Raw genomic sequence first — 13,041 nt, 5'->3', positions numbered from 1 at the left:
TGGATGTTGAATCACCGGAGAAGCTCGTCGTCACATCACAATCGATTCATCGATCACGGGACGTGCTCTAGAGCGACAACCCCACCGTTGGAGGACAGCATGCCGCCGTCGAAGCGGGCGACGACGGCCTTGCCGCCCACAGATGACAAACTGCTCAGCGGCAGCGTAAGATCATTTATGGCGGGTGTGGTCTCCGGAAATGATTCGGATCGGCCTTAGCAACCAAATCCTACGTCGTTTCAACGGCTTGCACCACATCCGCCAACCCGCCGTGAATTTTCCAGGCTAGATGGAAATGTCGTCCATTGACTGCAAATACGGGATTACATATTGGTCTGCGACCTTCCGAAGCTCTTCGCTGGTTTCGCTGCTCCACCACGTTTTCTCGTTCTCTGGCGCCAAAAAGGGTCGCCGTGCAGCGGATCATCGGTGGCGTGGAGATCAAGCATGACCTGCCGTGGCGCCTTGTCATGGGCACCAAGGAACAAGTCGACAAAACAGCGCTTCAGCGCCTCCTTGTCGTAAGCGATCCTGTTATATGAATGAGAATACACCGGAGCCCGTTCGTCTCATTCACGCGCACCGCTCTTGATGCTGTGGTGTGCGATGCAGGTTTGTTCAGGATTCGGGAAATCGCACGGGGAATTGCGGAGCCACTGTTATGTCGATTAGACGACGGCTAATATAAAGATAGACCAGGGAGATCGGAGCGACGGCGGTTTCGTTAGTGCAAGCGCCAGCCATCTGAAAACGCGATCGGACCGTCCGGGACATTATATTGGCGACTTGAACGCCGAGTAGCACATACTCGGCGGACAGCGGATCCAACTAATTCCGCACGTCAACGCCGTCCAAAAATGAATCGAGTGACTGAATTGCAGATCAAAGATGTCCTCCTGGCGCCTGGCAATGGGGCGTTCTTCTATGACGATCAAGCTGCCGTTAGGTCCGGGGCAACCCCGGACGGCTTCATCTATGTTGGCGAACCGATAACGCCTGGGTTCGCGTCGATACGCATTCCAGCATCTTCCCTCAGCGTCGGGCTCGTCCTTACCGACGAAACCGTAGTTTGGGGTGACATGATGAACGTCCAGTACTCTGGTGCTGGCGGACGCGATTCGCTGTTCGACGCCGATCAAATCTCCGATTTGACGTCACGGGTTGTTACGCCGCGGCTACTCAATGTTGATGCATATCGCTATCTGGAAGCATGCGCCCTGGTATTCGAACCTCACGAACGCAAACGGCTGCCCCTCGCGGTTGAGTATGGCGTCAGCCAAGCGCTGCTCCGAGCGGTGGCCCATCTTCATCGAAAGACGATGGCAGAGGTCATATGTGCCGAATTTGATTTGCCGCTGCCGAAGCGCGGGGTCCCGATTTACTGCCAGAGCGGCGATGCTCGCGAAATTAACGTTGACAAGATGATTCTGAAGGCGGTGGATGTGCTTCCCCACGGTCTAATCAACTCACGGCAGAAATTCGGCGTCGGCGGCCAGACCTTCATGGAGTTCGTGACGTGGGTTGCAACGCGTGCGCAGCAAATCGGCCGCTCCGGATATCACCCGGTGCTGCATTTCGATGTCTATGGCTGGATCGGTCAAGAAATCGGCCTGGAGCCACAGAGCATCGCCGACTTTATCTGCAAGGTTGCAGATTCGGTCCCAGATTTCGCGCTCAACATTGAGTCCCCGGCAGATTTTGGTTCGACGCATGCTCAAATTGAGAACTACGCTAAGATCGTATCGATTTTGGACAGCCGGGGTTCCAGTGCTCGCATTGTCGTGGATGAGAGATGCAACACACTTGAGGATATTCGCCTCTTTGCCGAAGCGAGGGCCGCGCATCTAGTTCAAATCAAGACCCCCGATGTCGGCTCATTGGCTGACACGGCACGTGCCGTGCTCTTGTGCAAGGAGAACAGGGTAGGGGCGTATGTCGGGGGAAGCTGCACCGAGACTGATCTCTCTGCCCGGGCATCGGTCCATATATCGGTGGCGACTCAGGCCGACATGATGCTCGCAAAGCCTGGAATGGGCGTGGACGAGGCATTCTCGATCGTTGGAAATGAACAGAACCGGTTGCTGGCGACGCTGAACCGTCGCCGGGCTTAAGACAAGAAGTGATGGAAAGTGCGGTGTGTCGCCATGCAGAATTGCCTTGAAGGGATTACCGTCGTTGCCGTGGAGCAGGCCGTTGCTGCACCGTATGCGTCATCTCGCCTTGCCGATGCAGGCGCCCGTGTAATCAAGGTTGAAAGGCCGGAGGGAGACTTCGCCCGGAATTACGACAAGTTGGTGCGGGGACAAAGCGCCTATTTCGTTTGGCTCAACCGGGGTAAGGAATCAGTCTGCCTGGACTTGAGGTTGGAGGCGGACCGTGCCGTGCTGGACTCGCTTGTTGCTACTGCTGATATTTTTGTCCAGAACCTTAAGCCGGGCAGCATCGATAAACTGGGTTTCGGGTCAGCGGATCTCCGCCGACGCTTTCCGCGGCTGATCACCTGTGACATTTCGGGTTTTGGGGAGGGGGGGGCATTTTCCCACCTGAAGGCTTATGATCTCATCGTCCAGGCCGAAACTGGTTTGTGTGCGATCACCGGTACGCAACAGGGGCCCGCCCGGGTAGGGGTGTCGGTTTGCGACATCTCGGCAGGCATGACGGCACATAGCGCCATACTTCAGGCGCTATATCATCGCGAGGTCACTGGCGAAGGGATTAGCATTCAGGTGTCCCTGTTCGATGCCGTCGCCGATTGGATGAACGTGCCGGTTCTTCAGCACGAATACAGCAGCTACCACACGGTACGCGCGGGCGTGAAACACCCCTCGCTGGCGCCGTATGGCGCCTATCGCTGCGCCGATGGCAAGGACGTCATCTTCTCCGTCCAGAATGACCGGGAATGGGTGAATTTCTGCGAGAAATTCCTGAAGCGGCCTGAGCTCACGCGTGCACTTGGTTTCGCCGACAACATGGAGCGCCTCGGCAACCGTCCGCAACTTGAGGAGATAATTGAGCTGCGTTTTTCCGAGCTGTCCTGCCACGAAGCGATGCAGGAGCTCGAGGCGGCCGGTTTGGCATATGGGCGACTGAACGAAGTAGCGGACATTTCAAAGCATCCACACGTTCGCAGGGTTGAGATTGGCACACCTGAAGGAACCGTAGAGGCGATAGCCCCGGCGGCGATCTTCAACTCGGAGCGCCCCTTGCTGCGCCCAGTTCCGGCTCTTGGTGCGGATACGGAGGCTGTCCGCGAGGAGGTTCGAGCAGGTTTGCGCGCAAGCGCCGCCTCAGCATGAGCGTGCCTTGTCCAAGGGAGCGCGATCGCGATTTACGGAGTGCCTGCCTAGTCATGGCCCCTCCGAGTGCCACACCGCCCAGCAAGCTCACTTACACCGCCCGCGCTAGAATCGACCGCAGAGGTAAGTTCATGAAGAACACCGTCCTGGCCCTGGAAAGCCCCATTTCTGTTCCCCGCTGGAGATCTCTGCTCTTTGTTCCCTCTCATGTTCCGCGCTTTGTTGATGCGGCTCATGAGCGCGGGGCAGATGGCGTCATACTCGACCTCGAAGACTCGGTTCCTCAGGATGAAAAAGGTGAGTCACGGCGCCAGCTTTCTGCATCCGCAGCAAAGGTGGGCCGCAGGGGCGCTTATGTTTTGGTTCGGGTGAATCGCGGTTTGCGTGCCTTGGCGGCCGATTTAGATGCAGCCGTGATCGCGGATGTCGATGCACTTGTCCTTCCTAAGACCGATTCGGCAGCATGGGTGTCAGAGATCGCGGATGCGGTATCGGAACTAGAACGGGAAAGAGGTCTTGCGCCGGGTCGAATCCGGTTCCTTGCCCAGATCGAGACTCCGGCAGCATTGCAAAGTCTCTCAGCCATTGCGTCGGCTCCCAGGATGGTTGCAATGGCGCTTGGTCCTGAAGACTTCAGTGCCTCTGTTGGCGGTGTCCCCGAACTCGATCTTCTTTTAACACCGAACCTTTCCGTTCTGTTTGCCGCTCGCGCCGCAGGCTTGCTGCCGCTTGGCTTCATAGGAAGTATCGGCGAGTTCTCAGACAATGATAGACTTCGTGAAGCCGCGGCGCATGCGCGGCGCCTTGGCTTTGCCGGAGCTTTGGCGATTCATCCAAATCAGGTTGCCATATTTAATGAGGCTTTTTCGCCTAGCCGGCAGGAACTCGAATGGGCCGGTCGTGTCCTCGAGGCGGAAAGAGATGCGACCGCGCAGGGCAGGGGCGCGTTCGCATTGGACGGAAAGATGGTCGATCCGCCCGTTATTCGAAGGGCTCGAGAAATCATCGCCACGGATCCGGGCGCCAAGTTCGCCGTTTGAGTCCTCAGGGGTTGGCTAAACCACTTGGGACGACACGCCAGCAAGGCATCATGCAACTCGGCACAATTATTGCTGTCGCGCCATCGCATTTCGAGATAGATTACATCAATTGCAGTCTCCGCTCTCGGATGAGTACCCGTGGAAATCAGGCAGTTAAGATATTTCGTCGGCGTGGTCGAGGCAGGCAGTTTCACGAAAGCCGCTGGCTTCCTTAATGTCGCCCAGAGTGCGCTGAGCCTGCATGTGCGTCAACTGGAGGAAGGCTTCGGCACGCAGCTGCTGCTCCGCGACAGGACCGGCGTGAGCGTGACGGCGTCTGGGGCCAAACTGCTCGAGCGGGCGCGGGCGATTCTCAAGGAAATTCGACTTACCGAGGCGGAATTGACCAACACAGCTGCTTCCCCCGCCGGGGAAGTGACCATTGGCATTCCGTCTGGAGCCGCCCGCGTCCTGAGTGGCCCCCTGCTTGAGTCGGTGAGAAACGAACTGCCCAGGGTCTCCCTCAAGATGGTCGAGGGTATGACGGGACCGCTGGAGGAGTGGATGGCCGCGGGACGCTTCAATCTGGCGGTTCTCTACCGCACTGCGGATAGCGTGGGCCGAATGACGGTGCTAGCGCGCGAAGACCTTTGTCTGGTGGTCCCGTCCGGTGAGCCGCCTTCCGAAGATGAAATATCTCTGGCGGACCTGCATGCATTCCCGCTCGCGGTTCCTATGCGCAACAATAACGTCAGACGTTCAGTGGCTGACGTCGTCGCACAGCACGGTTGCGCGCTTGATGTCAAGTTTGAAGTGGACTCGCTCTCAACGATCATCAACATGGTCGTAGAGGGGAAAGCGCATTCTATTCTCGCCCCGTCTGCGGTTCAAAAAGAAGCCTCTCAACGGCTGGTCCGGACGGTAAAGATCGTCGATCCGGTGATTACCCGCTCCGTGGTGCTTGCTGTAAATCCCAAAGATGAGCGTTCTGCGGCCGTTTCTGCGGTCCGCAAGCTCATTCCGAAGGTCGCCAGAGAATTGATTGAGAGCCGGGGCTGGGCAGCGGTGGCGCCTGAGGCGACCTGACGACCATTCAATCTAAAAGCCGGGGCATGACCGCCTGCGGCCATCAGCAGCTGAGCGATCTGGATTCCAGATGGATTTCGGCAATATTCGGTATTTGACCCGCCACGGCCATTGCGATGAAACTGGCTCAAGCGAGTTCAGTTTCGATCGAAACCGCGCTCGTATGGCAAGAATTCAGGCAAGTGGAGCCCGCGATGTCCGACGCCAAGAGCTACGAGCTCTTCATAAACGGCAAATGGCGAGCCGGAGGTAGCCGAGCCACTTTGCCGGTGATCAACCCGGCGACGGAGAAGGTATTTGCCTCAGTGGCCTCGGCTACGGTCTCAGACTTGGATAAAGCTCTTGCTTCCGCAGAACGCAGCCGCAAGGCGTGGTCCTCACGACCTGCCAAAGATCGGGGCGAGATCCTGCTGGCAGCCTCAAAAATCTTGGCAACGAAGATTGAAGCAGCAGCCAGGGACCTGTCGTCCGAACAGGGAAAGACGATTGCCGAAGCGACAGGAGAATACGCGCGCGCAGTCGAAACGCTGGAATGGAATGGCTGGCATGCCGATGAGCTGTCGGCCCCGATTCCGTTGGGCTCGAACAGGATGATAGCCCCGGAACCGCTCGGTGTCGTCGCTGCATTTACGCCCTGGAACTATCCGGCCGTTCTTATCGCCCGCAAGCTCGCCCCCGCGCTGGCGGCAGGCTGCCCGGTGATCCTCAAAGGGGCCGAAGAGACGCCAAGCGTGGCTGTCCGTATCGTAGACTCTTTGTGCCAAGCAGGGATACCGGAAGGAGTGATCAACCTGGTCTTCGGTGTTCCGGTGCATATATCGCGGCATCTGCTCAGTTCCCCAATTGTAAAAGTCTTGACGTTCACGGGGTCAACTGCTGTTGGAAAACAGCTGGCCACCCTCGCCGCGAATAACTTGCAGCGTTGCATTCTTGAACTCGGAGGACACTCCCCGGTTATTGTGTGCGAAGATGCGGATCTGGCAAAGGCGATACCGGCCATTTCGGAATACAAATTCGAGTGCGCGGGTCAGAGTTGTAATGCACCCAGCAGGATTCTTGTCGCCCGGTCCCGCTATGAAGAATTCCTGTTCCGCATGACAGAGACTGTCCGAAAAATCAGGGTCGGTCCACCGGATGACCCTGCAACGCAAATGGGGCCAATGGCAAACGCGCGGCGAATCGAGGCCATGCAGCGCCTGACCAAGGATGCGGTCGAACGCAGCGCCCGCATCGTGACTGGTGGCAGCCCTCTTGACCGACCGGGGTTTTACTGGCCGCCAACCATCCTGACAGGCGTCCCAAAGGAAGCGAGAGTGCTTCATGAAGAGCCGTTCGGACCGATCCTCACTGTGGCTCCTTTCGATACGATCGAAGAGGCGATCGATGAAGCCAACGCGACGGAGTACGGTCTGGCCGCCTACTTGTTCACTGGCACGGCCGATACGCAACAGAAGCTTGTCAGCGGTCTTTCTGCGGGCGCTGTCAGTGTGAATTACCTGAAAGGGGTTTCCGCGGATGCGCCTTATGGAGGCGTCAAGCAAAGCGGCTACGGATATGAAGGAGGCGAGCAGGGGGTGCGAAGCTTCCAGATCCTGAAAATGGTCAATGGCCTCGGTTCATTTGGATGAAAACCGGTGGGAATAAAACACGGATCATCGCGGGCAAGGACATCATAAGGAGCGTCGCCGACGCCCTTCAGTACATCTCATACTATCACCCTGCAGATTATATCCGGTCTCTTTCTCACGCATACACACGAGAACAGAGCCCGTCGGCGAAGAACGCCATAGGTCAGATTCTGCTGAACTCCCACATGGCAGCCTTTGGGCGGCGCCCGATGTGCCAAGACACCGGTCTTGTGGTGGTATTCGCCAAGGTCGGTATGGATGTACGCATAACTTCAGCGGGTAGTTTCGCAGACCTCGTGGATGAGGGCGTCCGTCGGGCATATCTCGACCCGGACAACCCCCTTCGAGCGTCGATCGTTGCCGATCCGCTTGCCGGACGGATGAACACCCGGGACAACACGCCGGCAGTCGTCCACGTTGACCTCGTGCAAGGTAACCAGATTGAGATCACCATTGCCGCAAAAGGCGGCGGGTCTGAGAACAAGGCACGCTTTACCACCTTGAACCCCAGCGGGTCCGTTTCCGACTGGGTGGTCGATACCGTTTCAACCCTCGGCAGCGGATGGTGTCCGCCCGGCCTGATCTCCGTTGGCGTCGGTGGTAGCGCCGAAAAGGCGATGCTGCTGGCCAAGGAGGCTATGAACCAGCCCATCGATATGGCGGAATTGATCGCCAGGGGGCCTTCAAGTCCGGAAGAGGCACTGCGGATCGAGCTTTATGAACGGATTAACGCGCTTGGCATCGGCGCCCAAGGCCTTGGTGGTCTGACGACAGTTGTTGACGTCAAGGTTGCGACCTATCCTACCCATGCGGCGTCCAAGCCCGTGGCGCTCATTCCGCAATGCGCCGCCAACCGGCACCTAAAGTTTACCTTGGACGGCTCCGGTCCAATCAGGCTGGAGCCGCCCGATTTGCACGAATGGCCTGACATTGGGACCGAACAATTGAGTTCAGCCGGCGTCCGGCGGGTTAACCTCGATGTGCTCACGAAGAAAGAGACTGCATCGTGGCGCTGCGGAGAGACCCTCCTCTTGTCCGGAAAGATGCTGACCGGCCGTGACGCTGCCCATAAGCGAATGGTCGAGCTGATCGATGCCGGCAAGCCGCTTCCGGTCGATCTGCGGGGACGAGTGATCTACTACGTTGGCCCCGTTCGGGCAGTGAGGAATGAGGTTGTTGGACCCGCTGGTCCAACAACCGCCAGCCGCTTGGACGATTTTACGGAAAAGGTGCTCGCCGAAACCGGCCTGTTCGCGATGGTAGGCAAAGCGGAGAGGGGGCCGGCCGCCATCGAGTCGATTGTAAGACACAAGACGCCCTATCTTGCTGCAGTGGGTGGGGCTGCTTACCTCATTTCAAAATCGATCAAGGCGGCGCGGATCGTTGCCTTCGAAGACCTGGGCATGGAAGCAGTCTATGAATTCGAGGTGCAGAATATGCCTGTCATCATGGCTGTCGATGTAGAGGGAAACTCCATTCACAATTCCGGGCCTCTTGAGTGGCGTAAGCGCATGGCGGCGGACAGCATCGCACGCAACATCGGCGTTTGAGCCTTCCGACTAAGCTCGGTTGGTCGGCGTCAATTCCATTGTCGACAACGGCTTAAGAGCACAAGGTCATGAAGTCGAAACCCAATCCTGCGCGCCTGGACACTTGGGACTTTCGGATTCTCTCAGAGATTCAGTCAGACGGTCGGATCTCAAAAAGCGAGCTTGCAAAACGCGTTCATCTTTCGGCGTCGGCCTGCTCCGAGCGGCTCCGTGCACTCAAGATAGCAGGGATTATTGAGGGCTTCTACGCGCGGCTGAGTCCGGCCCTCATCGGCGGCATGGTCTTTGTCATGGTGGAGGTCGTGCTGGAACGTCATCGCCTCGAGGACCAAAGACACTTCGAGACTGCGGTCCAAGAATTTCCGGAAATCCTGGATTGCTGGGCTATCGGCGGGCGGATCGATTATCTGATGCGCGTCGCATCTCCTTCTATGGCTGCTTATCAGGATTTCATGGAGGGACTGCTGCAGGCAGGCTTGGGGATCGATCAATATTACAGTCTTGTCGTGACCAAACCGGTGAAATCCAATTCGCCGATCCCCTTGTCCGCACTAGGGCAGCGGTAAACGCCGAAGCCCTGGTTTCCACGGCTTTTGATCCCGATTCCGCGAATTCGTCGGCTAAGGAGATGCATTCCCGCGAAAGTTGAGGGGCATTTGCGGTATGCTAATTGCTAAGGAGGCGGCTGACCGAGTGCCCTCCGCCATTCCATCGCGAGGAGAGGGACCATGCGCTTGAGCAATCTGGGAACCGAGCAACTCAGAGAGAAGGATCGAAACTTCGTCTTTCATCCGTCTACGCATCTGGCCAAGCACAGCCGCGGCGAGACGCCAAACCGGATCATGGCCGGTGCGGAAGGCGTGTACATCTGGGATACCGAAGGCCGAAAGAGCCTCGACGGTTTCGGTGGGCTCTACTGCGTCAATATGGGATATGGCTGCACGGAAATTGCCGAGGCCATTGCCAGGCAAGCACACGAATTGCCGTTCGCCCATGTCTATGCAAGTCAAGGAACAGAGCCAGTCGCCCTCTTGGCAGAGGCCGTGGTCGAGTATTTTGGTCAGAACATGAGAAGGGTCTTTTTCGGTCTTTCCGGCTCCGACGCCAACGAAACTAACATCAAGCTGGTCTGGTACTACAACAACATTCTAGGCCGCCCTGAAAAGAAGAAGATCATCTCGCGACATCGCGGTTATCACGGGTCTGGGCTGGTCACCGGGAGCCTGACAGGCCTTGCCTTCTTCCATAATTTCTTCGACCTGCCGCTGGACTTGGTGCGCCATACCACGACGCCGCACCACTATCGCCAGGCGCATGACGGCGAAAGTGAGCAAGCGTTCTCGAAACGCTGCGCGGATGAACTTGAAGCCCTTATCCTCGCTGAAGGCCCGGAGACCGTCGCAGCTTTTATCGGAGAGCCGGTACTTGGGACAGGCGGTATCGTCCCACCCCCAAAAGGATATTGGGCCGCCATCCAAGGCGTGCTCGACAAGTACGATATCCTGCTGATCGCCGACGAAGTGGTCTGCGGGTTTGGACGAACCGGTGAGAAATTCGGTTCCCACCTCTATGGCATGCGGCCGGACTTCGTGACCGTCGCCAAGGGTTTGAGTTCCGCCTACCTGCCCATCTCCGGGTCAATCATTGGCGACCGCGTCTGGTCGGTCTTGGAACAAGGAACAGAGAAGCACGGCGCCCTCGGCCATGGCTGGACATATTCGGGTCACACGCTTTGCGCTGCGGCCGCGCTTGCCAATATTCGACTGCTTAAAGAAAAAAACACTTTGGAGCATGTCCGCGATGTCGGACCGTATTGGCAAGACCGGATGAAGGCCGAGCTGGCGGGACATCCTATCGTTGGTGAAGTTCGCGGAGTGGGTATCCTGTCCGCAGTCGAGATGATGCGGGACCCAAAACAAAGGATACCTTTTGAACCCGACCTTCAGGTCGGTGTGCGCACTGCAGCTGCTCTCTTTGAGAATGGTGTCATCGGACGGGCGATGCCGCATGGCGACATCCTCGGCTATGCGCCACCTCTTATCATTACCCGAAAAGAGATCGACATCATTGTCGACGCGACAGCGAAGTCGGTCGATACGACCTATCGCGCGCTGAAGGCCGAGGGTGCCGTATGATCTTGCGAGCGCGAGGGAGGGAGTCCCGCGTTACCCATGTCCCAGTTAGGAACGTGATGATGCCATGCAATGAAGAACTCTGCACGGACCGGGCGTCGACATCTGGCTGTCGTTAGCGCGACCCTCCACCGAAACTGTTGTCCAGATATCTGATCCTGAGCATGCTCCGCACTACTTCAGCCACAATTTGTAACCGACTCAGTTCTGCCGCCGCTGTCCTGTTGCCCAACGACCAGGGCCTCTGTGCGGCACGCCCTGCCGGTGTACCTCCCCGCCGGCGGGGCGCCCTTTCTCACCCATCAGGATCACTACGGCCCGCCCGGAATCGGGGTTTGCTAAAGATGATCTGCATGTTCGGATGCAGATTGAGCTTAGACGTGACTTTTACAGCATCGCAGCGGGCCACGGCTGCCGGTCCACAGCGCTGCAACGCAGGGAATATTTCCCCTCACATGATCCAACGGCAGAAGAATAATCATTGCGGCGAATGTTCTCACCTTAAGGATTTCGGGGCGAGACTCCTCGGCCGTCGATTTCCACAACGAAATGGCATGTCAACGGTGTTGAGACTATCTGGCGGTCAATGTAAGAAGTATCACAACGACTGCGTTCCGGGCGCCCGGGTGGATATGAGCCGCCTGTCCGAATCTTTATGCTCGTGCCGACCCAAGTTCCTACCGCAACAACTGGATCAAGGATCGTTTTGGCCAGCGCAGAATGATTTCTCCTGATTTGATGCAGGGGCGGTCATGATTTCATCGATAGAGATTCTCTGATTGAGCTGTTGAAAGATCATGAGGCGTCTCCCAGACGGCATTGGGTGAGCCCAACATGATTGGGATGATCGGCGAAGACCGCAGGTGTGGCATTCTGTGGGCTGGTCAGCCCAGCGCCGCCCGCGAGTCAAAGCGTTTGTCGAGCCATACACGACGCAGCCGGAAAGCGTGCAGAAAGAGGAAGAATCGAGCGCGACAATGACGAGGGACATGCCACTTGTTTTCGAGACATTCCTTGAAAGACTGTCACAAAGTGTCGATGAGGCCGATTTCCGGGATGCCATGGCTGAGGCGGCGGCAAGACTTGACCTATTCTCCTTTGCCTACCTGTCCTTGCCATCGCGACCTTCCGGCAAACCCAGGCTAATTTCGAACTATCCACCTCGCTGGACCAGACACTACCTGGAAAATTGTTATGAGAAACTCGATCCTGTGGTCTTGCGTGCTCGAAATGGCGGCTGTCCGTTTCAATGGGGATCGAATTTGGGCGGCGATAAGATGTCGCCAGCTCAACAGCAGCTCTTGGATGAGGCGGCTCAATTCAGCATCCGCTGCGGTTTGACGATCCCAATTGTCGATCTACGCAACCTCATCGCCGCCGTTACTTTTGCCGCCGATGAGCCTCGTCCGGTATTTCTTCGGGTCGCTGAGCGATATGGACAGGCTCTTCAACTGATGGCGACCTGCTTTCATCGTTGTGTTCGCCGCAAACTGCCGGGCGATCGAACAGTGGATGGGATACTGCTGACATCCCGCGAGTATGAGTGCCTGCGGTGGGCAGCGCGCGGTAATTCAGCCTGGGTGACCGGCCGCATCTTGGGCATCAAGCCGCGCACCATCGCTTTTCATTTGGACAATGCCAAGAAGAAGCTAGGCGTGCGCACCCAAAATCAGGCCATAGCCCTTTTGGGGTCCGCAGGGTCCTCAATTCTCTGAAAAGCTCTTTTGATCCGCTGTGCTAGGGCCCTTCGGTCGCGCTCATTTGTATACAGCGTCGACTGGATGCTAAGGATGCTAAGACTTTCTGTTCCGCCTGGCTCGGTCAGGCGCGATGCAGCCGTATTCTTCCACTCCACGTCGGTCTCGCAGCCCAAGTGCTCAAGTTGGTGTTTCGTCGCCGACGAGCTAGTCGCGCGTTGCATCGTTTACGAGGATAGCGCGTCAGATACGTGCCGGCGTCAAGCTCCAACCGTTTGGTTCGGGCCGGGGCTATTCGAATATCCGGCTTTTACCGAAGACCTGGCACTTCTTAGTCGAGTATCGGTACGGGGTGGCATTTCGATGACGTGCTGCTCCCGCTACTACCCATGCAGACGGAGCGGAATCCTTTTGTCACGTCAGACCCTCCGAATTGCCAAAAACCCGATTCCTATGAACCGAAATTGTGGTTGCCACCGGGTCTATTCTGCAGCCACTCGACGTCTGTCCTGCAGGTCCCGATCAGCCGCCGCCGAGGCCGGCCGCAGGCTGACCACTAGAGCGCGTCCTGTTTAATCTGGGTCGTATCCAGCTGCCTTGAAGTAGTTGGCGCATTCGGCTGGGGTGAAGCGT

10 protein-coding genes are annotated in these 13,041 nt (G+C 57.4%); all 10 read left to right on the top strand.

The genetic code is table 11. The features are described from left to right. Positions 1-305 precede the first annotated feature (305 nt). The 10 genes from AC0L2A_RS35005 to AC0L2A_RS34960 all read left to right on the top strand — a co-directional run bounded on the left by AC0L2A_RS35005 (position 306) and on the right by AC0L2A_RS34960 (position 12,426). Positions 306-542: a hypothetical protein gene (locus tag AC0L2A_RS35005; protein WP_473612751.1), complete on the top strand. Its 237-nt coding sequence runs from the start codon at positions 306-308 to the stop codon at positions 540-542. A gap of 333 nt (positions 543-875) precedes the next feature. Then, positions 876-2,111 carry a methylaspartate ammonia-lyase gene (locus AC0L2A_RS35000; protein WP_473612753.1) on the top strand — a complete coding sequence of 412 codons (1,236 nt, stop codon included), beginning with the start codon at positions 876-878 and terminating at the stop codon, positions 2,109-2,111. Positions 2,112-2,144: 33 nt separating this feature from the next. Beyond that, the gene (locus AC0L2A_RS34995) at positions 2,145-3,296 is read left to right on the top strand and encodes a CaiB/BaiF CoA transferase family protein (protein ID WP_473612749.1); all 1,152 of its coding nucleotides are present in this window, start codon (positions 2,145-2,147) and stop codon (positions 3,294-3,296) included. A 131-nt stretch (positions 3,297-3,427) separates the two neighbouring features. Continuing rightward, positions 3,428-4,336, top strand: a complete 909-nt coding sequence (locus AC0L2A_RS34990; RefSeq protein ID WP_473612748.1) for an HpcH/HpaI aldolase/citrate lyase family protein — start codon at positions 3,428-3,430, stop codon at positions 4,334-4,336. Between the two features lie 138 nt (positions 4,337-4,474). After that, positions 4,475-5,401 carry a LysR family transcriptional regulator gene (locus AC0L2A_RS34985; protein WP_473612747.1) on the top strand — a complete coding sequence of 309 codons (927 nt, stop codon included), beginning with the start codon at positions 4,475-4,477 and terminating at the stop codon, positions 5,399-5,401. Positions 5,402-5,595: 194 nt separating this feature from the next. Next, positions 5,596-7,029, top strand: a complete 1,434-nt coding sequence (locus AC0L2A_RS34980; RefSeq protein WP_473612745.1) for an NAD-dependent succinate-semialdehyde dehydrogenase — start codon at positions 5,596-5,598, stop codon at positions 7,027-7,029. Further along, positions 7,026-8,579: a fumarate hydratase gene (locus AC0L2A_RS34975; protein WP_473612744.1), complete on the top strand. Its 1,554-nt coding sequence runs from the start codon at positions 7,026-7,028 to the stop codon at positions 8,577-8,579. The genes AC0L2A_RS34980 and AC0L2A_RS34975 overlap by 4 nt, the downstream gene beginning before the upstream one ends. Positions 8,580-8,647: 68 nt before the next feature. Next, positions 8,648-9,145: an Lrp/AsnC family transcriptional regulator gene (locus AC0L2A_RS34970; protein WP_473612743.1), complete on the top strand. Its 498-nt coding sequence runs from the start codon at positions 8,648-8,650 to the stop codon at positions 9,143-9,145. Positions 9,146-9,307: 162 nt separating this feature from the next. Beyond that, positions 9,308-10,714: an aminotransferase gene (locus AC0L2A_RS34965; protein ID WP_473612742.1), complete on the top strand. Its 1,407-nt coding sequence runs from the start codon at positions 9,308-9,310 to the stop codon at positions 10,712-10,714. A gap of 986 nt (positions 10,715-11,700) precedes the next feature. After that, positions 11,701-12,426 carry a helix-turn-helix transcriptional regulator gene (locus AC0L2A_RS34960; RefSeq protein ID WP_473612752.1) on the top strand — a complete coding sequence of 242 codons (726 nt, stop codon included), beginning with the start codon at positions 11,701-11,703 and terminating at the stop codon, positions 12,424-12,426. The last annotated feature ends 615 nt before the right edge of the window (positions 12,427-13,041 follow it).

The sequence above is a fragment of the Mesorhizobium sp. WSM4844 genome (genome assembly GCF_055811775.1).
Note: the sequence above shows the minus strand (reverse complement) of the source record. Positions and strands in the feature narration are given on the sequence as shown.